The organism is Enterobacter cloacae complex sp. S3 (assembly GCF_014930495.1).
Classification (GTDB): Bacteria; Pseudomonadota; Gammaproteobacteria; order Enterobacterales; family Enterobacteriaceae; genus Enterobacter; species Enterobacter asburiae_B.
This window is the reverse complement of the sequence record NZ_JADBRD010000009.1, coordinates 171,074-193,230: the sequence shown is the minus strand read 5'-3', so window position 1 is coordinate 193,230 and position 22,157 is coordinate 171,074. Positions and strand designations below refer to the sequence as shown.

Below are 22,157 nucleotides of genomic sequence, written 5' to 3'. Positions count from 1 at the left end.
TCGAACGCTTTCTAAACGAGCCCGCAAAATAATCATGTGAAATATAGGGTTATGGCTATTCATGTAAAGAAACGCAAAAGGCCGCGGGGATCGCTCCCCGCGGCGTTGTTTTACGCAATTAACAGCTGATGGTTCGCCAGCAGCGTCGCCAGATCCGTCTGCACGCCGTTCAGGGTCACCAGCGTGGTTGGCGAGAACTGACCGCCGGTACCGTCCAGGTCAACCTGGATCTCGGTATTGCTGCCGTTCTGCACCACGCGGATATAATCGCTGATATTGCCCGCGCTGCTGTCCAGGGTGGCGACGCCGTTCACGTAGCTCGCCGAGCCCGTGCCGGTATAGCCGCTGCCGGAGAGCAGATCGCGCAGATCAATGCGATCCGTGTCCGCGGTCCCTTCCCAGGTGCCGATCGTAAAGCCGTTCACCACGTCGTGGCCGTTACCGCCCGTTGCATCCGAGGCGTTGATCAGCTTGTAGAGCAACGTATCGTGACCGCCGCTGCCGATGTTGAAGGTGTCGTTCCCGCCGCGGCCTTCGAACTGGTTATCACCGCTGTTGCCGGTAATGACATCGTCGAAGTCCGAGCCGTTGATCCCCTCAATGTTGAGCAGTCGTGACGTTCCGAACCCGGTGTCCTGCGCGGTAGAAAGGCGCAAATCAACGGTCACGCCGGAGGTCGCATTGCGGTAATCCACCACGTCCATCCCGCCGGTGTTGCTCCAGGTGTCGTAGTCGGAATGGGTATTCCAGCCGCCGGAGCCGTTGTAGGTATAGGTGCCGTTCTCTGCGATAAAGGTGTCGTTATACCCGGTCCCGGTGATGGTCCCGCTGTGTCCGCCGGTGGCGGCTTCGGCCGTCAGGACGTAGCCCTCTTTGCCGTTGCCCGCCTCCAGACCGCTCCAGGTGACGTTATCCGACACGCCGTTGGTGATCTTCAGGATTTCGGCCGAATAGGTTTCATTCGGATCCAGACCGTAGAAGCTCACCAGCGCAGAGGTATCGTTCGACCCGATACCTGACTGGGCGTTGATGATCTGCGAGGCCACCAGCACGCCCGCGGCGTTGTACAGATTAACCGTGTTGCCGTAGTAGGCGTTGATGCCCTCGCTGTCGACAATGTGCAGGTGCATCGCGGTGCCGTCAGCAATGGTTTTGCTGTTTTGCACCAGCACCACCTTGCCGTTCTGCTGAGAGACCAGCAGATCCTGCGCACCGTCCCAGTTGTAGTCCACCGCCGCCACGCCGGTCGCGTAGGCAATTCCGGACGCCAGCTGGCTGGAGGTCCAGGTGGAACCGTAACCGTTGTTGGTGAACAGGGTCGCCGTCTGCGAGCCGCCGTAGGTGCTGAGCTTGATGATGTCCATCTGCCCGTCACCGTTCCAGTCCACCGCCACCGACAGATACCCCGCCGTGGCGTTAGAGGCTTCCACCGCGCTCTTGGTGGCAGAGAGCTTCCCGGTACCGTCGTTGTAGTAGATCACCCCGCCGTTGTTGTTGTAGCTGCTGCCCAGGTACAGATCCATGTAGCCATCGCCGTTGAAGTCCGCCCACGTCATGGACGCCGCCGTGGTGGTATTCGAGGCGTTTGCCACAAACACGTTGGTCAGGTTCTGACCGATAGAGAGCGTGCCGTTACCGTTGTTGTTGATCACGGTTAACGAGTACGCGCCGCTGCGGTTGGTGTGCTGAACGATATCCACCGTGCCGTCGTTGTTCAGGTCGACGCCGGAGATTTCACGCCCGGAATCGAACTGGCCGTAGAAACCGCCTTCGCCACCGGTGCCGTCCGGCGACAGAACGCCGTTGTTGTTCACCAGGTAGGTCAGTGAGTCCATGCCGGCATCACCGTACGCCAGATCCAGATAGCCATCGCCGGTTTTGTCGTAGGCAATCACGCCGCCGTACCAGATGGTGGTGCCCATCGCCAGCTGGCTGGCGTTATAGGTGCTGCCATCGTAGGTCCACATCACCTGCGTTGACCCGGCGTAGGTATTTTCCGTCGCGAAGATATCCTGCGTGCCGTTACGGTCAAAGTCGGCGGCGGTCTGGCTCACCACGTAATAGCCGCGGGTGTTGGTCAGCGCATTTCCGGCATAGGTCGAGCTATCGCTGCTGGAGTATGACTGGCCGTTAGCAATGATATTCCACAGACCGCTGCTGTTCATGCCGAGGGTCATGGTGGAGTTGTTGCTGTTCCCCGCCGTGGTTGCCCAGTCGGTATTCACCGAGGTGGTATCAATCACCAGGCTGCCGGTCGCCGTACCGGTGGTATTACCGTTCCCCGCGCTGCTCTTCACCTGCGCCGTCACGCTGTAGCTCGACACGCTCAGCGCATCGCCGTCCGGGATCTGCAGATACCAGGTGTTGTGATCCGGATCGACCACCACCGCACCGCCGGTCTGGGAGGTGTAGGTTTTTCCGTTTACCGTTACCACCAGGTATTCACCGTTCACCAGGTCAGCGGAGACGGTACCGCTGACGATCGGCGTGGTGTCCGACGTGGTCTGCGCGGTAATCGCCGCCGTGGTGGTCGGGATGCTGGTATCAACGTTCAGCACAAAGCCGTCGGATTCCGTGTAGTTACCGGCCCTGTCGGTGACGCGCACAATGTAGGTGTGGTTGCCGTCGCTGAGGCCGTTGTCCTGGAAGGACCAGCTTGCGCTGCCGTTCATGGTCACCTGGCCGAGCAGGACTCCGTCACGATAGAGCTGCACAATTTCACCGTCGTCCGGGGCGCGGTTAAGCGTGCCGTTGATCAGCGGCGAGTTATCGTCCGTTGCCACCGCGCTGCCAAAGGTCCCCTGACGCTCGCCTTCGCCGTCGGTATAGCTCACTACCGTGCCTACGGTGGTTGGCGGCGTGGTGTCTACCGTCACCACCTGAGAGGCGATGGAGCCGACGTTGCCCGCCTGGTCGATAATCCGCACCTGGTAGGTGTAGTCCCCGTCAGGCAGATCGCGGGTATCGGTGTAGCTCCAGCGCTGGTTGGTGACCGTGGCGTCTGACCAGGTGTTCCCGCCGTCCAGGCTGATCTGTACGCGCTCGTCGTTTGCCAGCGCGCTGCCCAGCGAACCGTTGATGGTCAGCGTGGTGTCCATGGTGATGAAATCACTCCCGGACTGGCCGGTATCTTCGCTGATGCTGTCGATGGTGATGCCGTACTGCGGCGCCTGCGTATCCACCGTCACCGCCTGCGAGGTGGTTGCCCCGACATTCCCCGCCTGGTCGACGACCCGCACCTGGTAGTTATGGCTGCCGTCGGTCAGGGTACGCGTGTCGCTGTAGCTCCACTGCGTACCGCTGACGGTGGCGTACACCCAGGTGCTGCCGCCGTCCATGCTCACCTGCACGAATTCACCCGCGCCAAGCTCTGCGCCGAGCGTTCCGTGCAGCGTGTACGAGGTCGAACTGGTCAGGAAGTCGTTATTGTCGAAGCCGGTATCCACGGTAATGTTATCCACGGTCACCGTAATCGCCGCATCCGGGGCGACCGTATCGACGGTCACCTGCTGATGGGCGCTGGCCCCCACGTTGCCCGCCGCATCCACCACGCGAACGTAGTAGTCATAGGTCTGGTTACCCAGCGTGCGGCTATCGACGTAGTACCAGCTGTTGCCGGTGACAATCACGTTCTGCCAGGTGACGCCGCCGTCGATGCTGATCTGGGCATATTCGCCGTCGGCCAGCGTCGCGCCGAGCGAGCCGTGCAGCGTCAGGGACGTATCGTTGGTGATAAAGTCGCTGCCGCTCAGGCCGGTATCGTCGCTGATGCTGTCGATGGCGATGGTTTTGCTGGCGTCCGGCGCAACCGTATCAATGGTCACCACCTGGCTGGCGGTGGCGCTGATATTGCCCGCGTCGTCAATCACGCGCAGCTGGTAGTTATAATCCCCGTCGGCCAGCGTGCGGCCATCGACATAGGTCCAGCTCAGGCCGCTGACGCTGACGTCTGTCCAGGTAACGCCGCCGTCGAGGCTGATCTGCGCGTGGTCGCCGCTGCCCAGCGCCGCGCCGAGCGTCCCTTTCAGGCTGATCTGGCTGTCGCTGGTGATAAAGTCGCTGCCGGACAGACCCGTATCCTGGGTGATGGAATCCACAGTAATGGTCGTCGCCGCAGGCTTCGTCTGATCGATAACCACGTCCTGGCTGTCCGTCGCCCCCACGTTGCCCGCGTTATCGATAACGCGCACCTGATACTGATACGTACCGTCCGTCAGGGTGCGGCCATCGGAGTAGCGCCAGGTGGTGCCGGTCACGGTCAGGTCAATCCAGGTGGTGCCGCCGTCAAGGCTGATCTGCGCCTTCTCGTTATTGCCGAGCTGCGCGGTCAGCGAGCCGTTGACCACCACCTGGCTATCGTTGGTGATGAAATCACTCGCGCTCAGGCCGGTGTCGTTTTGCAGCGAATCAATGCTGATGCCCATCGACGGCGCGGTGAGATCCACGGTCACGGTGTGGTTATCGCTGCCGCTGTTGCCGATGGTGTTGCTGACCTGCGCGTTAATGACGTACGAACCGCCGTCCGCCAGCGCGGCCACGTCTGCGCTGCCCACCGTATAGCTCCAGCTGCCGTCATTCTGGACGGTCGCCGTGTAGGTTTTACCGTTCAGCGTGATGGTCACCGTCTGGCCCGCCGGGGCGTCGGTGGTGCCGCTGACGACCAGCGGCGTGCCGTGCTCGGCGGCGTTGACGATATCGTCCTGCGCAAAAGTGTTGATGGTGATGGTTGGGACATCGCCGTTCAGCGTCACGTCGTGCGTCGCGCTGCCCGGGTTGCCCGCCCTGTCGCTTACCGAAGCGGTGATGGTGTAATCCCCGTCGCTCAGGCCGAGGAAATCACGGCCCGGCACGAAGACCGACCACGAACCGTCCGCCCCGACGGTCGCCTGATAGCTGTGCCCGTTGAAGGAGACGGTCACCGTCTGGCCCTGTTCCGCCGTGGTGGTGCCGCTGATGGTCTGGCCCGCCAGCTGCTCCGCGTTGTTGACGATATCGTCATCGGCCACGGTGCTGATGGTCACGGTTGGCGCGACGGTATCGACCGTTAAGGTGTGCGTGGTCTGGCCGTTATTACCCGCTTTATCGTTGACCGAGGCGGTCACCGTCAGCGCGCCCTGGCTCAGCGCGGCCAGATCGGCTGCCGGAACATCCAGCGTCCACGTCCCGTCGTTCGCGACGGTGGCAGTGTAGGTTTTGCCGCCCAGCGTCACGGTGACGGTCTGACCCGCCTCCGCGCTGGAAGATCCGTGCACGGTCAGCGGCTGCTGCGCTTCAAGCGCGTTCAGCATGTCGTCACCCGACAGCGTCGCAATGCTCACGACCGGCGCGGTGGTATCCACGCTGATGCCGTGCGTCGCCGACGCGCTGTTGCCCGCGCTGTCCTGTGCCGAGACGGACACCTGGTAGCTCGCGCCATCGGCCAGGGCGCCCACGTCGGCGGCAGGTACGGTGGTCGTCCAGCTGCCGTCGCTCTGGATGGTGGCCGTATAGCTCTTGCCGTTCAGCGTCACGGTGACCTGCGTCCCGCTGGCGAACTGGGCGCTGGAGCCGTTAATCACAAGTGGCGAACCGGCTTCAGCCGCGTTGATGACGTCATCGCCGCTGAGGGTATTGATGGTCAGCGCCACGGAGGCCGTGTTCACTACCACGTCGTGGGTCTGGGTGCTGCTGTTGCCCGCGCTGTCGGTAATCGTCGCGCTGAGGGTCACGGTGCCGTCGGTCAGCGCGGAAATCACGCTGGCCGGCACGCCCACGCTCCAGTTACCGCTGGCGTCAACGGTGGTGGTGTACTGGTTCGAACCGATGGTGATGACCAGCTTATCGCCGACGCTCGCGCCGGTTGCCGTGCCGCTGACGATCTGCGCCTGCCCGTGCTCCACGCTGTTGATGACGTCATCGCCCGCGACGGCGTTAAAGCTGACGGTCGGCGGCGTGGTATCAAGCGTAATCGCTTTGCCCGCGCTGCCCGGGTTACCCGCGGCGTCGCTCACGCTGACCTGCACGGTGTAGCCGTTATCCGCCAGTGCGGACAGGTCTGTGCCCGGCACGTTCACGCTCCAGATGCCGCCCTGCTGCACCTGCGCGGTATAGCTCTTCCCGCCCAGCGTCACGGTGACCGTCTGACCGACTTCCGCCGTGGTGGTGCCGGAAATGGCCACGCCCGCAGCCGCTTCGCTGGCGTTAATCACGTTATCGCCTGCGACCGTATCGATGCTCACGGCTGGCGCGGTGGCGTCCACGCTGTACTCGCGGCCCGCCGAGGCGCTGTTGCCGTGCGCGTTGGTGACGCTCACCTGCACGCCGGCATCGCCGTCCTTCAGGCCCGCGAGATCCGCAGACGGCACGGTGGCCGTCCAGTTACCGTCGGCATCGACTTTCGCGGTGTACGTCTTGCCGCCGAAGGTGATGGTAACGGTCTGGTTTTCCTCCACGTTCGAGGTGCTGCCGGACAGCACCAGATCCGCGCCTTTCTCCGCCGCGTTAATCACGTCGTCGGTGGCAATCGCATCGATGCTGATAGCCACCGCTGACAGATCGACGGTCACGTCATGGCTGATGGTCACCGGGTTGCCCGCCGCGCTCTGGCCTGCAACGGTCACGGTGACCGTGCCCGCAGCCAGGGCCCCGACGTCCGCCGCCGGGATCGCCGCGCTCCATGTGCCGTCTGCCAGCACGGAGGCCGCATAGGTTTTGCCGTTGACGGTCACGGTGAGCGTGGTGCCTGCCGCCAGCCCGTCGCTGGAGCCGGTAACGATCAGGTTCTGCCCGTGCTCGATGCTGTTGATCACATCGTCGCCCGCCACGGTATCAATGCGCAGACCCGGCAGGCTGGCGTCGATAGTGATATCGCGCTCGCCCGCGCCGGTATTGCCGTGGCCGTTGGTGACGGATGCTGACACCGTCAGGTCACCGTTGCCCAGCGCCGTCAGGACGGATTCCGGCACGTTCACGGACCAGGTCAGATCGCTCTGCACCGTTGCGGTGTAGCTGTTGCCGCCAATGGTGACGGTGACAGTATTGCCCGCTTCCGCGTTCGCTACCTTACCGCTGATGGTCTGACCCGCGGCCACTTCCGCCGCGTTGATGACGTTATCGCCCGCCACGGTATTGATGGTGACGGTCGGCAGCGCGGTGTCCACCAGCAGGGTCGCCGTATTACTGACGCTGTTGCCCACGCCGTTGGTTGCAGTCGCGCTCAGGGTGTAATTCGCTTCGCCCAGACCCGCCAGATCCGCTGCCGGAACGGTCAGGCTCCAGGTGCCGTCCGCCGCCGTCGTGGCCGCGTAGTTTTTGCCGTTGAGGGTTACGGTCACCACGGTGCCTTCCGCGAGGTTGGCGCTGGTGCCGCTGACGCTCAGGTCCTGACCTTTCTCCACCGCGTTCAGCACGTTGTCGCCGCTGATGGCGTTGAACGCCACGGACGGCAGGCCGGTATCGACGGTCACGTTATGGCTGCCGGTGCCGGTGTTGCCCGCCGCGTCGGTGACTGACGCAGTGACGGTCACGGTGCCGTCGCTGAGGCCGGAAATCACGCTGGCCGGTACGCCCACGCTCCAGTTCCCCGCCGCGTCCAGCACGGTGGTGTAAGTCTGGCCGCCAATCGTGACGGTGACCTTATCGCCCGCTGCCGCGCCGGTGGCGGTGCCGCTGATGATGTGCGCCTGGCTGTGTTCTGCGAGGTTAATGACGTCATCGCCCGCCACGGTGTTGATGGTCACCGCAGGCACGGTCACGTCCACCGTCAGATTGCGATCCGCCGACGCCGGGTTGCCCGCCTTGTCGCTGACGCTCGCCGTCACGGTGACGCTGCCGTCGCCGAGCGATGCCAGATCCGCCGCCGGAACGTTCAGCGTCCAGCTGCCGTCCGCGCCTGCGGTTGTGGTGTAGTCTTTGCCATTCAGCGTCACGGTCACGGTCTGGCCCGCTTCGGCGCTGGTGGTGCCGGATACGGTCAGATCGGACTGCGCTTCTGCGGCATTCAGAATATCGTCAGCCGCCAGGGTATGAATGGTCACGGACGGCGCGGTCGCATCCACGCTGTACTCGCGCCCCGCCGAGGCGCTGTTGCCGTTCACGTTGGTGACGCTCACCTGCACGCTGGCGTCACCGTCCCTGAGGTGTACCAGGTCCGCAGAGGGTACGGTGTAGGTCCAGTTACCGCTGTCGTCCACGGTAGTTGTGTAGATTTTGCCGTTCAGGCTGATGGTCACGGTCTGCCCGGCTTCCACGTGGGTGGTCGCACCGGACAGCACCAGATCCGCGCCCTTCTCTGCCGCGTTAATTACGTCGTCGGTGGCGATGGCGTTGATGCTGATGGCAACGGTCGCCAGATCTACCGTCACGTCGTGGCTGATGGTAATCGGGTTGCCCGCAGAGCTGTCGCCGGTCACGCTGATTTTGACGGTGCCTTCCTGCCACGCGCTCACGTCGGTGGACGGGATCGCCGCGCTCCAGGTGCCGTCCGCCAGTACGGTCGCCGCATAGGTTTTACCGTTGACGGTGACGGTCAGCGCCGTGCCTGCCGCCAGCCCGTCGCTGGAGCCGGTGACGATCAGGTTCTGCGCGTGTTCGATGGTGTTGACCACGTCATCACCCGCGACGGTGTCGACGCGCAGGCCCGGCAGGTTAGCGTCGATAGCGATTTCGCGCTCGCCGGTGCCGGTATTGCCGTGGCCGTTGGTGACGGTCGCCGTTACGCTCAGGCTGCCGTTGCCCAGCGCGGTCAGCACGTCAGACGGCACGTTCACGGACCAGGTGAGGTCGTTCTGCACCGTTGCGGTGTAGCTGTTGCCGCCGATAGTCACGGTTACCGTGTTGCCCGCTTCGGCGTTCGCCACGGTACCGCTCAGGGTCTGGCCTGCCGCCACTTCCGCCGCGTTGATGACGTTGTCGCCCGCCACGGTGTTGATGGTGACGGTTGGCAGCGCGGTGTCCACCAGCAGGTTCGCGGTGTTGCTCACGCTGTTGCCCACGCCGTTGGTGGCGGTCGCGTTCAGGGTATAGTTGGCCTGACCCAGACCGGCCAGATCCGCTGCCGGAACGGTCAGGCTCCAGGTGCCGTCTGCCGCGGTCGTCGCTGTATAGTTTTTGCCGTTGAGGGTCACGGTCACCACGGTGCCTTCCGCGAGGTTGGCGCTGGTGCCGCTGACGCTCAGATCCTGACCTTTTTCAACGGCGTTCAGTACGTTGTCATCGCTGATGGCGTTGAAGGCCACCGATGGCAGACCGGTATCGACGGTCACGTTATGCGTGCCGGTGCCGGTGTTGCCCGCCGCGTCGGTGACTGACGCCGTTACGGTTACGGTGCCGTCGCTGAGGCCGGAAATCACGCTGGCCGGTACGCCCACGCTCCAGTTCCCCGCCGCGTCCAGCACGGTGGTGTAGGTCTGGCCGCCGATGGTGACGGTCACCTTATCGCCCGCTGCCGCGCCGGTGGCGGTGCCGCTGATGATTTGCGCCTGGCCGTGTTCTGCGAGGTTAATGACATCGTCGCCCGCAACGGTATTGATGGTCACCGCAGGCGCGGTGATATCTACCGTCAGGTTGTGATCCACGGACGCCGGGTTACCCGCTTTATCGCTGACCGATGCGGTGACGGTCACGCTGCCGTCGGTTAATCCAGCCAGATCCGCCGCCGGGACGTTCAGCGTCCAGCTGCCGTCTGCGCTGACGGTTGTGGTGTAGTCTTTGCCGTTCAGCGATACGGTCACGGTCTGGCCCGCTTCGGCGGTGGTGGTGCCGGATACGGTCAGATCGGACTGCGCTTCAGCGGCGTTCAGAATATCGTCGGTCGCCAGGGTATTAATGGTCACGGACGGCGCGGTCGCATCCACGCTGTACTCGCGGCCCGCCGAGGCGCTGTTGCCGTTGACGTTGGTGACGCTCACCTGCACGCTGGCGTCGCCGTCTTTCAGGCCCGCCAGATCCGCAGACGGCACGGTAGCTGTCCATTTGCCGTCGGCGTCCACCGTGGCGGTGTAGTTCTTGCCGCCAAAGGTAATGGTAACGGTCTGGTTTGCTTCCACGTTCGAGGTGGTGCCGGAGAGCACCAGATCCGCGCCCTTCTCGGCCGCGTTAATCACGTCGTCGGTGGCGATGGCATCAATGCTGATGGCAACGCTCGCCAGATCCACCGTCACATCGTGGCTGATGGAGACCGGGTTACCGGCGCTGCTCTGGCCCGATACGGTCACGGTAACCGTGCCTGCGGCCAGCGCACCCACGTCCGCCGCCGGGATCGCCGCGCTCCAGGTGCCGTCCGCCAGCACGGTCGCCGGGTAGGTTTTGCCGTTGACGGTCACGGTCAGCGCCGCGCCAGCCGCCAGCCCGTCGCTGGAGCCGGTGATAATCAGATTCTGCCCGTGTTCGATGCTGTTGATCACGTCGTCACCCGCCACGGTATCCACGCGCAGGCCCGGCAGGTTAGCGTCTATCACGATTTCGCGCTCGCCCGTTCCGCTATTGCCCACGCCGTTCGTGACGCTGGCCGACACCGTTAAATCGCCGTTGCCCAGCGCGGTCAGCACGGATTCCGGCACGTTAACGGACCAGGTGAGATCGCTCTGCACCGTGGCGGTGTAGCTGTTGCCGCCAATGGTCACGGTCACGGTGTTGCCCGCTTCGGCATTCACCACCTTACCGCTGATGGTCTGCCCGGCTGCCAGCTCCGCCGCGTTAATGACGTCGTCACCTGCAATGGTGTTGACGATCACGCCCGGCAGAACGGATTCCACGTTCACGGTGTGCGACGCGCTGGTATTGTTGCCGACGCTGTCCGTTGCTGAGGCGGTGACGGTATAAAGCGCCTCGCCCAGCTGACCAACCTCGTTCGCCGGAACGGTAGTCGTCCATTTTCCGTTATCGTCCACCTGCGCGCTGTACGCTTTGCCGTTCAGCATCACGGTCACCACCGCGCCTGCCGCCAGGCCGGAAGCCGTACCGGAGATCGTCAGATCCTGGGTTTTCTCGGCGTTGTTGATCGCATCGTCACCGGAAACGGTGTCAATGGTCAGCACCGGCGCGGTCAGGTTCACCTCTACGCCGTGCGTGGCGCTGTTGCTGTTGCCCGCTTTATCGGTCAGCGCCGCGGTGATGGTGTAATCCCCTGCGGCCAGGGCGGTAACGTCCGCCGCAGGCACGCCCACGCTCCAGTTGCCTGAGGCATCCAGGGTGGCGGTGTACGATTTGCCGTTGAGGGTGACGGTGACCACATCGCCCGCCGCCGCACCGGTCACGGAACCCGTGACAATCAGTGCCTGCGCATGCTCGGCGCTGTTGATCACGTCGTCGTCAGAAACGGTGTGGATGGTCAGCTGCGGGACGGTGGTATCGACCAGCACGTCGCGATCCGCTGAGGCCGGGTTGCCCGCCTTATCAGACACGGCGGCGCTGATGGTGTAGTTGCCGTCGGTAATACCGCTCAGATCCGCGGACGGCACGGTCACGCTCCAGCTGCCGTTTGCCTGCACGGTGGTGGTGTAGTCCAGGCCGTTCAGCGTCACGGTGACGGTCTGGCCCGCTTCGGCGTTGGTCACGCCGTTAACGACCAGATCCTGCTGCGCTTCGGCCGCATTGATGATGTTGTTGTCGCTGACGATCTCGATAGACACCGTCGGCGCGGTGGCGTCCACGCTGTACTCGCGGCCTGCCGACGCGCTGTTGCCGTTAACGTTGGTGACGCTCACCTGCACGCTGGCATCGCCGTCTTTCAGGCTGCCCAAATCAGCGGACGGTACGGTCGCCGTCCAGTTGCCGTCGGCATCGACCGTCGCGGTGTACGACTTGCCGCCGAAGGTAATGGTGACGGTCTGGTTTTCTTCCACGTTGGAGGTCGAGCCGGACAGCACCAGGTCCGCGCCTTTCTCAGCCGCGTTGATTACGTCGTCCGAGGCAATCGGGTTAATGCTGATGGCGACTGCCGCCAGATCCACCTTCACGTCGTGGCTGATGGAAACCGGATTGCCCGCCGCGCTCTGGCCTTCCACGGTCACGGCAATCGTGCCCGCATTCAGCGCGCTGACGTCTGCCGCCGGAATGGCCGCCGTCCAGGTGCCGTCCGCCAGCACGGTTGCGGCGTAGGTTTTGCCGTTGACGGTCACCGTTAACGCCGCGCCCGTTGCCAGGCCTTCGCTGGAGCCGGTGATAATCAGGTTTTGAGCGTGCTCAATGCTGTTGATGACATCGTCGCCCGCCACGGTATCCACGCGCAGGCCAGGCAGGTTAGCATCTATAACGATTTCGCGCTCGCCGGTTCCGGTGTTGCCGTGGCCGTTGGTGACGCTGGCTGACACGGTCAGATCGCCGTTACCGATGGCGGTTAAGACCGTGGACGGCACGTTGACCGACCAGCTCAGATCGTCCTGAACCATCGCGGTGTACGTATTGCCGCCAATTGAAATCGTGACAGTGTCACCGCTCGCCGCGCCGCTCACTTTGCCGCTCAGGGTCTGCCCGGCAGCCACTTCCGCTGCGTTAATGACATCGTCCGTGGCGACAGGGTTGATGGTGACCTGCGGCAGCGCGCTGTCGACGAGCACGCTGTGGCCGGTGCTCGCGCTGTTGCCCGCCGCGTCGGTTACGCTCGCCGTCACCACGTAGCTCGCTTCGCCCAGCGCGGAGACGTTTGCCGCCGGAACGGTGATGCTCCAGCTGCCGCTGGCGTCGGTGGTGGCCGTATAGCTGATACCGTTCAGGGTCACCGTAATGGTGGTTCCGTCCGGCTGGTTGCTGGTGCCGGACACCAGCAGATCCTGGCCTTTCTCGGTCGCGTTGATCACGTCGTCAGCCGCCAGGGTATTGATGGCAACCACCGGCGCGGTCAGGGAAACGTCAAACTCGTGCGTAGCGGCGGTGCTGTTACCGGCTTTATCGGTGAGTGTCGCGGAGATCGTCTGTTCGCCGTTAACCAGCGCGCCCACGTCCGCCGCCGGAACGCCCACGCTCCAGCTGCCGGACGCGTCCAGCATGGCGGTGTAGTCTTTGCCGTTCAGGGTCACGGTAATCACGTCACCCGCCTGCGCGCCCGTGACCTTACCGGAGACAATCAGCGCCTGGCCGTGCTCGGCAATATTCACGACGTCGTCGCCCGCGACGATGTTGAACGAAATCTGCGGTACGGTGGTGTCGACCAGCACCGAGGAGCCCGCGCTGGCCGGGTTGCCTGCCTTATCGGACACGGTCGCCGTGACCGCCGCGCTGCCGTCGGCGATGCCTGCCATATCCGCAGCCGGAACGTCGAGCGTCCAGCTGCCGTCCGCCTGCACCTGCGCGGTGTACTGATTGCCGTTGAAGGTCACGGTGACCGTCTGGCCCGCTTCGGCAGTAGAGGTGCCGCTCAGGGCCAGATTCTGCGCCGCCTCTGCCGCGTTCAGCATATTGTCATGGCTGATGGTGTTGATGGTCACCGTCGGCGCGGTAGTGTCGACGCTGAATTCCTGCGCCGAAGACGCCGCGTTGCCGTTCACGTTGGTGACGGTTACCTGCACGCTGGCGTCACCGTCTTTCAGGCCGCTCAAATCGGCTGCCGGAACGGTCCAGGTCCAGTCGCCGTTAGCATCCACCGTCGTGGTATAGGTTTTACCCGCAAAGGTAATAGTCACGGTCTGGCCCGCTTCCACGCTGGAGGTGGTGCCGGAAAGCAGCAGATCCTGGCCTTTTTCCGCCGCGTTGAGCACGTTATCGTCGGTCACGCTGCTGATGGTGATGGCGACAGGCGCGAGATCGACGTCCACAACGGTGCCGATAGTCACCGGGTTGCCGGAAGCATCCTGCGCGCTTGCCTTGATATCCAGCGAACCGTCCGCCCACTGGGAGACATCGGCCGCCGGTACCGCCGCCTGCCAGGTGCCGTCCGCCAGTACCGTTGCGGAATAATCTTTGCCGTTGATGGTCACGGTCACGGCGCTGCCCGCCGCCAGATCGGTGCTGGTACCGGATACAATCAGGTTCTGAGCGTGTTCAATCACGTTAATTACGTCGTCACCCGCCACGGTATCAATACGCAGTCCCGGGAGCTGGGCGTCGATGGTGAAGTCGTGAGAAGAAGAGCCGGTATTGCCGTGCGCGTTGGTCACGCTGGCGGATACGGTGAGGTCGCCGTTGCCGAGCGCGGTTAACTGGCTCTCGCTTAACGGCAGGCTCCAGGTCAGATCGTCCTGCACGGTAGCTGTGTACGTCTGGCCGCCAAGGATAATGGTGACAGTGTCACCTGAAGCCGCGTTCGTCACCTTACCGGTCAGGGTTTGCCCTGCCGCCACTTCCGCTGCGTTAACGATATTGTCGCCCGCCAGCGTGTCGATCGTTACTATCGGCAGGGAGCTGTCCACCAGCACATCGTGCGAGGTTGAGGCGCTATTGCCTGCGCTATCCGTGACGCTCGCCGTCACGGTGTAATGGGCTTCTCCCAGCGCGCTTACGGCGGAGGCTGGTACGGTCACGCTCCAGTTACCGCTGGCGTCAGCGGTGGCGGTGTACTGAATGCCGTTCAGGGTCACCGTAATGGTCGTGCCTTCCGGCTGGTTGCTGGTGCCGGAGAGCAGCAGATCTTCGCCCTTCTCGGTCGCGTTGATCACGTCGTCCGCCGCCAGCGTGTTGATACCGATGACAGGCGTCACGGTATTCACCACCACATCCAGCGAACTGCTTCCGGTGTTGCCGGACCTGTCGGTCACGGAGACGTCGATGGTCCAGGTGCCGTCAGTCAGTCCCTGCACGACGGACGCCGGCAGGCCAAGGCTCCAGTTCCCCGCCGCATCCACCACGGTGGTGTAATCGACGCTGTTAATGGTGATGGTGACCAGGTCGCCCGCGGCCGCACCGGTGACGGAGCCGCTCAGGATCTGCGCCTGTGAATGGGCGAGCTGGTTAACGGTGTTGGTGTCGGTGACAAAGTCGTTAATGGTCACCTGCGGTACGGTTGCGTCCACCAGACCCACGCGGTCCGCGCTGCTGGCGTTACCCGCCACGTCGCTGACGGTGGCCGTCACGGTCACAATGCCGTCGTTAAGGTCACCCACGTCAGCCGCAGGCACGCTCAGCTGCCACGTACCGTCCGCCTGAACCGTGGTCTGATACGTTTTGCCGTTCAGCGTCACGGTGACCGTCTGGCCAGGTTCCGCACTGCTGCTGCCGCTTAACAGTAAATCCTGCTGCGCTTCAGCGGCATTGATGATGTTGTCGGCGGTCAGGTTATCGAGCGTAATCGCCGGAGGCTGCGTATCCACCGTGACCACGCGCGCGGCGTCCGCGCTGTTGCCGCTGACGTTAGTGACGCTGACGCTCACCTGCGCGCGCCCGTCGATCAGGGTTTCCATAGCGCTGGCGGGTACGGTCAGGCTCCAGGAGCCATCCTGCTGCACCTGCGCGGTGAAGGTCTGGTCGGCGAATTTCACCACCACGGTCTGCCCCGCCTCCACGCCCTGCGTCTGGCCGGAAAGGGTTAAATCACCGCCTTTTTCTGCCGCATTCAGCAGGTCATCGCCGGAGACGGTATCAATGGTGACCGCCACGGCGTTCAGATCGAGTTCAATCGGGTGTTCAGCCGCAACGGGATTGCCCCAGGCATCTACCGCGCTGACGCTAACCGTCATGCCGCCCGCCGTCCAGGCCTGCAGGTCCGCCGCCGGAACGCCGATCTGCCAGCTGCCGCTGGCGTTAACCGCGGTGACGTACTCCACATTGTTGATGGTGACGACAATCTGCGTGCCCGCGGCCAGATGGGTGCTGGAGCCGGTGACGCTCAGATCCTGCTGCTGTTCGATGGCGTTGATCACGTCATCGCCGGAAATGGTGTTCACGCGCAGGCCCGGCAGCTCCGCGTTGATATTGATATCACGCTCGCCGGTGCCGGTATTGCCGTGCCCGTTGGTGACGGACGCGGTGAAGGTTAAATCCCCGTCGCCGAACGCCTGAAGATCCGCTGACGGGATTTTCACGCTCCAGGTCAGGTCGCTGCCAACCGTTGCGGTGTAGCTCTTGCCGCCTGCGGTGATGGAGACGGTATCGCCCGCCGCCGCGCCGGTGACGCGACCGCTGAGGGTTTGATCGACGCCCGCTTCGGCGTTATTGACCAGGTTGTCGCCCGCAAACGTATTGATAATGACCTGCGGAAGAACGGTATCCACCAGCAGATTCGCCTCGGCAGAACCGCTGTTACCCACGCTGTCGGTCCCGCTGACGCTGACGGTATAAAGCGTGTTCGCCAGATTCAGGACGTCGGAAACCGGCACCTGGACAGCCCAGATACCATTTTCGACGGTGGCCTGATAGCTGACGTTGTTCAGCGTCACGGTGACGGTGGAGCCGTCCGGCAGGTTGCTGGTGCCGGTCAGGCTCAGCGGCTGCATCGCCTCCTGGGCATTCAGGACGTTATCCTGGCTGATGGCGTCAATCGTAAATTCCGGCGGGTGTCCGCTCAGCGTAATGCCGTGCGTGGCGCTGCCGGTGTTGCCTGCCGCGTCAGTGACGGAAACCGAAAGCGTGTGGTTGCCTTCACCCAGCGCGCCCAGCACGGACGCCGGAACGCCCACGCTCCAGCTGCCGTCCGCCAGCACCACGCCGGTGAAGGTCTGGCCGCCAAGCGTCACGGTGACCACATCGCCCGCGGCGGCACCGCTCGCCAGGCCGGAAATAATGTGCGCCTGGCCCTGCTCGCTGATATTGAGGATATCGTCGCCCGCCACGGTATGGATGGTGACGATCGGCGCGGCGGTATCCACCGTGAAATCTGCCGTCACGGACGAGCCGTTGCCCGCTTTGTCGCTCACGTTAACCGTCAGGGTGTGATTACCCTCACTCAGCGCCTGCACGTCGTTCACATCAAGCGTGACGGACCAGGTGCCGTCGCTGCCCACCGTGGCGTTATAGTTTTTACCGTTCAGCGTGACCGTGACGATCTGACCGGCTTCCGCATTCGTTTTACCGGTCAGGGTCAGCGGCTGGCTGTGCTCAGCCGCATTAATGATGTTGTCCTGCGCGAGAGTATCGACAGAGAGGGTTGGCGCGGTGGTATCCACCCCAATCGTCTGGCTTCCGCTGACGGTGTTACCCGCCGCGTCTTTACCGCTCACGTTGACCGTCCAGGTACCGTCGCCCAGCGCCTGCGCGTCCGCTGCAGGCACGTTAACACTCCACGCGCCGTCTGCCCCGACTTCAGTCGCGTAGGTTTTGCCGTTCAGCGTCACGGTGAGTGCGGTACCCTGCGCCAGGTTTTTGCTGGCACCGGAAAGCGTAAAGCCCGCGGATTGCTCGCTGGCGTTCAGCACGTTATCGCCCGCCGTGGTGGCCAGCGTAATGGCGGCATCGGCGGTAGAGACCGTCACGGTGATACTGCCCGCAGAGGTGGTTTTACTGCCGTCGATCTGCACGACGGACCAGGTGTGTTCCCCGTCCGTCTGGGTCGGTAATATTACCGTCCAGGTGCCGTCTTTACCGACCATGGCGCTGGCAATGGTGCTGCCGCTGCTGTCTTTGATCTGGATGGTCGCGCCCGGCTGGCCGGTGCCGCTAAAGGTTGGGTTGCTGTCGTCCGTGATCTCGTTTGCGCTCAGCACGCCCTGCTTGTCACCCGCTTTATCCGACAGCAAGAAGGTCGGCGTCGCGCTTTCAACGTCTTTTGTATTATCAATGACTTTTGTTTTAGTTTCGCCGTCACCGCCGTTTGCCAGCAGTGCCCCGATGGCACCGCCGCCTAACGCAGCCCCCGCAATCCAGCCCCACGGCGCGTCGCTTAAAACACTTTCCTGCTCGAGGAAAGGTTGAATGCTGCTAATCGGTGTGGCCTGCGCGGTTAACTCGGTCACCGCAGCGCCTGACGCTTCCCCGGCATCGGCAAAAGAAATATGCGTCAGTTCCTGACGGTCGTTGAACACCAGCTCTGACTGATTATGCGTTTCTGGATCTTCGACAAAATAGTTATTGCAGCGAATAACGCTGCCATCTTTCATATAAATGAGGAGGTCTTTACCCTGGCGGACATAACGCACCACATCCTGAGCAGAGCCCTGGATTTCAATCACGCTCGGCGACGAAATAGAGACCGACAGATTTCCTTCGCCGGTTAATTTCGTTTTCTCCGCCGTTTTGCGAATGATGACATCAACAACTTTCATGTTACTCATATTCTTCTCCTTGCAGGTGTACGGATTCCTGTGGATATGTCCACCAGACGGATGTAGCTATCCCTGGGAAAAAACACCCATTATTTTCAGTCTTACTTTGCGCAACACTGCGCGTCTTTTATTAACTCAAGTCGGGTAATTTTGCGGCAGCGTTTTTCTCTATTCCAATAAGCGGCATTAAATTATCAACCGCGGAAGCATAATTAATTGCCGAACTCCAGCCGTCATACTCGGCGATTATTTTCGCTGAGGTGGCCTGCCAGACATCCTGCTCAACGCTGAGCAGATCGTTAATGCTCCGCTTGCTCAGGGTGTATTCATTTTTATAAACATCGCGGGCCCGCAGCGCATTTTCCAGCTGTTGCTTCCCCGCCTCCATTCGTCCCCGTGCGCCGGTCCAGTCAGCCTGCGCGACGGAGGCCTTTTGCAGGACATCGAAACGCGCCTGATCGACCTGAGAGGAGGCCATGGCCCGTGCGCCTTCCGCCTGTCGAACGCGCGCGGAAACCGCGCCCCCCTGATACAGCGGCGCGTCGATATTGAGCTGTATCTGGTCGTCCCAGTAGGAACGGTTGTCCGATTCATAACGGGTGCGCCCCCCCTTCAGGCTTAACGTCGGCCAGTGCTGGGACTTCGCCGTTTCCACGCCATACTGAGCCGAACGTTCCATGTTCTGCGCGGCCATCACCGCCGGTATCAGGGAATAATCGATGCGGTTGAGCGAGTCCGGCTCCACGGCAAGATTCGCGGGCACCGGCGAATAGGCCTCTGCCTGCATCCCGGTTAATACCGCAAGCCTGGCGCGCGCGCTGTTTAAGGCGGCGCGATACTGCGCGACCGTCGCCTGCATGCCGGCAATGCGCGTGCGGGTCTGAAGCTCATCGGAGGTCGAACTCACGCCCGCGTCTGCGCGCAGCTTTGCCAGCTGCTCGACGTTCTTGAGCGCCTGCACGTTATCTTTTGCCGCCTGCAGCAGATCGGAATAGCGTTTGACCTCGACATAGCTCAGCGCCGTTTTTTCCGCCACGTCAGAAAGCGTGCCCATCAGCTGATAGCGGTAGCTATCGCGCTGGGCGGAGGACTGGCTGATGCTGTTATTGGTCTTGCCAAAATCGTACAGCAACTGCGTCAGGCTCAGCCCCCAGGCGGCTGAATTCTTCAGCGACCCGCTGGAATCGGTGGTCTGGCTGTGCCCTGTACTCCCGTTCAACGATATTTGCGGCATCCAGCCGCTGCGCGCTTCATCTATTTGTGCCTGGCCAATACCTAATTGCGCGGCCTGCTGGCTAATTGACGGATCGCGATCGATCGCAAAAAGAATACTTTCTTTTAAGGTTGTGGTTGCCACCGGGGCAATACCCACCTGATTACTATTGGCGAAAGCCGTATTTATGGCTAATGAAATGAATGCCAGTGCTGCTGTAAATCGGCGTAACATAGGCTTTCGTAATATCGTCATGTTATCTCCCTGACTCTGAGTGATACTCAAGCAAATACCCAAAAAGAGGTACAGATAATTAGACAAATATCTTATTTAGCTACCTTGCTGAATTTCAGGTAATACTCCCCATACCCATTTCCATCGGAGATGAGATCTGCCCGCATCTTATTTCAATTAAGAATTTACTTATTTCTTAAACTGGTTAGCAGCATAACAAAATGTGTTATACCCCACTACAGCCACAATGTTAATGTGGTGTTACAAGCAAGAAAAAATATGGGGTTTCTGGACAAAACTCTAAAAGTATCCTTTCAGATGAAACATATAAACTCTCTGTTATCTAAGGAAAATTCTTAATTCCCTCCGTGCACATTTTTGCGTTAATTTCAGCGCGAGTCAGACACAAAGATTTTCAAAGAAGTGTCAGTTTACGTAGCCAAAGGGATATATTTAAAATTAAAAACTATTAAAAAACTAATTAAAGCAATTAAAACCTGCATAATTTCAATTAAACAGCACTTAACACCACGCAATGGCGTTACGCTGGTTACATAACCCAAATCGTTAAATAAAACATAACAATAACATCGTGATTAACATTCAAAACGGCTTCCTTATACCTGCTTAATAAAATTTTAATAATCACCCATCTGAATCATCACGCCGCTGCACATCGTCCTGAGGACATTCCCCTTCTCTCTGCGTCAAAATGCTGTATTATGCAAACTATTGCGACATTTTGCAGGAATGTACCCCATGCACAAAACCGCTCGTCAACGCTACGTCCTGGATATCCTCAGCGAGCAAGGCCAGGCAAGCATCACCGACCTGGCTGAAAAGCTGCAGGTTTCGGCGGATACCATCCGTCGGGATCTGACCGACCTGGAAAACCAGGGCCTTGCGCAGAAGAACCACGGCGGCGCCATCGCGCTCAACCTCTCCGCCATGAACCGTCAGGGACGCAATACGCTGCTGCCGGAGACCAAACAGCGCCTGGGTAAACAGGTCGCACAGCAGGTTCCACCGGGCTCCACCCTGTTTCTGGATGCCGGAAGCACGGTGATGGCCGTCGCCACCTTTCTTCAGGGGCCGCTCACCGTTATTACCCCCTCGCTGGATATCGCCCAGCATTTTAGCGACCGGGAAGATATTGAGCTGATCCTGCTCGGCGGGAAATGGGACCACAAGCAGCGACTGTTTGCCGGCAGCGCCACGCTGTCCTTGCTGTCCCGTTATCGGGCAGATATCGCCATTCTTGGGGCGTGCGCCATTCATGCCGAACTCGGTTTGAGCGCCGGTAAAGAAGCGGATGCCGAGGTTAAACGCGCGATGCTGGACGCAAGCCACGCGCACTGGATTGTCGCCGACCACCTGAAAATTAACCGCTGCGAGCCGTATCTGGTTTCCGGGTTATCCAGCATTCAACAACTCTTTTTAGATCGTCCCTGGCCTGAGCTTGGGGACCATAGCGCACTGCAGGTTACGGTGTGCGCCAATTAACGTGGAGAAGGTCATGAGTAAAGTTCAAACAATCAACATTGCGCTGATCGGGTATGGATTTGTCGGTAAAACCTTCCATGCCCCGCTGATCCAGTCGGTGGACGGGATTAAGCTGGCCGTGGTCTCTTCTCGTGATGAAGAGAAGGTTAAACGCGATCTGCCGGACGTACAGGTGGTGGCGACACCGGAAGAGGCTATTCAGCATCCTGATATCGATCTGGTGGTGATTGCCTCCCCCAACGCCACGCACGCCCCGCTGGCGACGCTGGCCCTGAACTCGGGGAAACACGTGGTCGTGGACAAGCCTTTTACCCTCGATATGCAGGAAGCCCGCGACCTCATTGCGCTGGCGGATGAAAAGCAGCTGCTGCTCTCCGTCTTCCACAACCGCCGCTGGGACAGCGATTTCCTCGGCATTAAGCAGATTATTGAGCAAGGCACGCTCGGCAAGGTTAAACACCTGGAATCGCACATCGACCGCTTCCGCCCGGAAGTGCGCGTGCGCTGGCGCGAGCAGAACGTCCCCGGGAGCGGTCTGTGGTTTGATCTGGGCCCTCACCTGATTGACCAGACGCTACAGCTCTTTGGACTGCCGGAGTCGGTTCAGGGGAATATCGCGACGCTGCGCGACGGCGCAGAAATTAACGACTGGGCGCACGTGGTCTTAAACTACCCGGAGCATAAGGTCATTCTGCACGCCAGCATGCTGGTTGCTGGCGGTACGGCGCGCTTTACCGTCCACGGGGACAAGGGCAGCGTGGTGAAAGCCAGAATCGACCAGCAGGAAGCGCAGCTGCTCGCAGGGGTGACCCCCGGCAGTGAAACCTGGGGCGAAGACGGCGACAGCATGGTGTTCTTTGGGGCCGACGGCGCACCGCAGACGATCCCAACCCCGAAAGGCGATCAGCGCCAGTATTACGTCAACGTACGTGATGCGCTGCTCGGGAAAATCACCAATCCTGTCCACCCTGTTGAGGCACTGGCGGTCATGGCCGTGCTGGAAGCGGCGGTGAAGTCGTCGGAGACGGGGTCAACGCAGGCGCTGGCGTTAACTGCCGAAGAGCGTGCGCTGCTGGGTTAAAAAAACAAGCCGGGTGGCG

At 61.5% G+C, this 22,157-nt stretch carries 4 protein-coding genes; 2 read left to right on the top strand and 2 right to left on the bottom strand.

What is annotated here, in order from left to right:
• Positions 1-110: 110 nt before the first annotated feature.
• Positions 111-18,116 carry an Ig-like domain-containing protein gene (locus tag IM317_RS04770; protein WP_060568784.1) on the bottom strand — a complete coding sequence of 6,002 codons (18,006 nt, stop codon included), beginning with the start codon at positions 18,114-18,116 and terminating at the stop codon, positions 111-113.
• 121 nt (positions 18,117-18,237) lie between these two features.
• On the bottom strand, positions 18,238-19,575 hold the full coding sequence (locus IM317_RS04765; RefSeq protein WP_033145478.1) for a TolC family outer membrane protein: 1,338 nt from the start codon (positions 19,573-19,575) through the stop codon (positions 18,238-18,240).
• Positions 19,576-20,313: 738 nt separating this feature from the next.
• Between IM317_RS04765 and IM317_RS04760 the strand changes: the two genes are divergently transcribed.
• Positions 20,314-21,057, top strand: a complete 744-nt coding sequence (locus IM317_RS04760; RefSeq protein ID WP_033145477.1) for a DeoR/GlpR family DNA-binding transcription regulator — start codon at positions 20,314-20,316, stop codon at positions 21,055-21,057.
• Between the two features lie 13 nt (positions 21,058-21,070).
• Positions 21,071-22,138: an oxidoreductase gene (locus tag IM317_RS04755; RefSeq protein ID WP_033145476.1), complete on the top strand. Its 1,068-nt coding sequence runs from the start codon at positions 21,071-21,073 to the stop codon at positions 22,136-22,138.
• Positions 22,139-22,157 lie beyond the last annotated feature (19 nt).

Coding starts and splice junctions, on each gene's coding strand:
- IM317_RS04760 (WP_033145477.1), top strand. CDS start 20,314: ATGCACAAAACCGCTCGTCAACGCTACGTCCTGGATATCCTCAGCGAG.
- IM317_RS04765 (WP_033145478.1), bottom strand. CDS start 19,575: ATGACGATATTACGAAAGCCTATGTTACGCCGATTTACAGCAGCACTG.
- IM317_RS04755 (WP_033145476.1), top strand. CDS start 21,071: ATGAGTAAAGTTCAAACAATCAACATTGCGCTGATCGGGTATGGATTT.
- IM317_RS04770 (WP_060568784.1), bottom strand. CDS start 18,116: ATGAGTAACATGAAAGTTGTTGATGTCATCATTCGCAAAACGGCGGAG.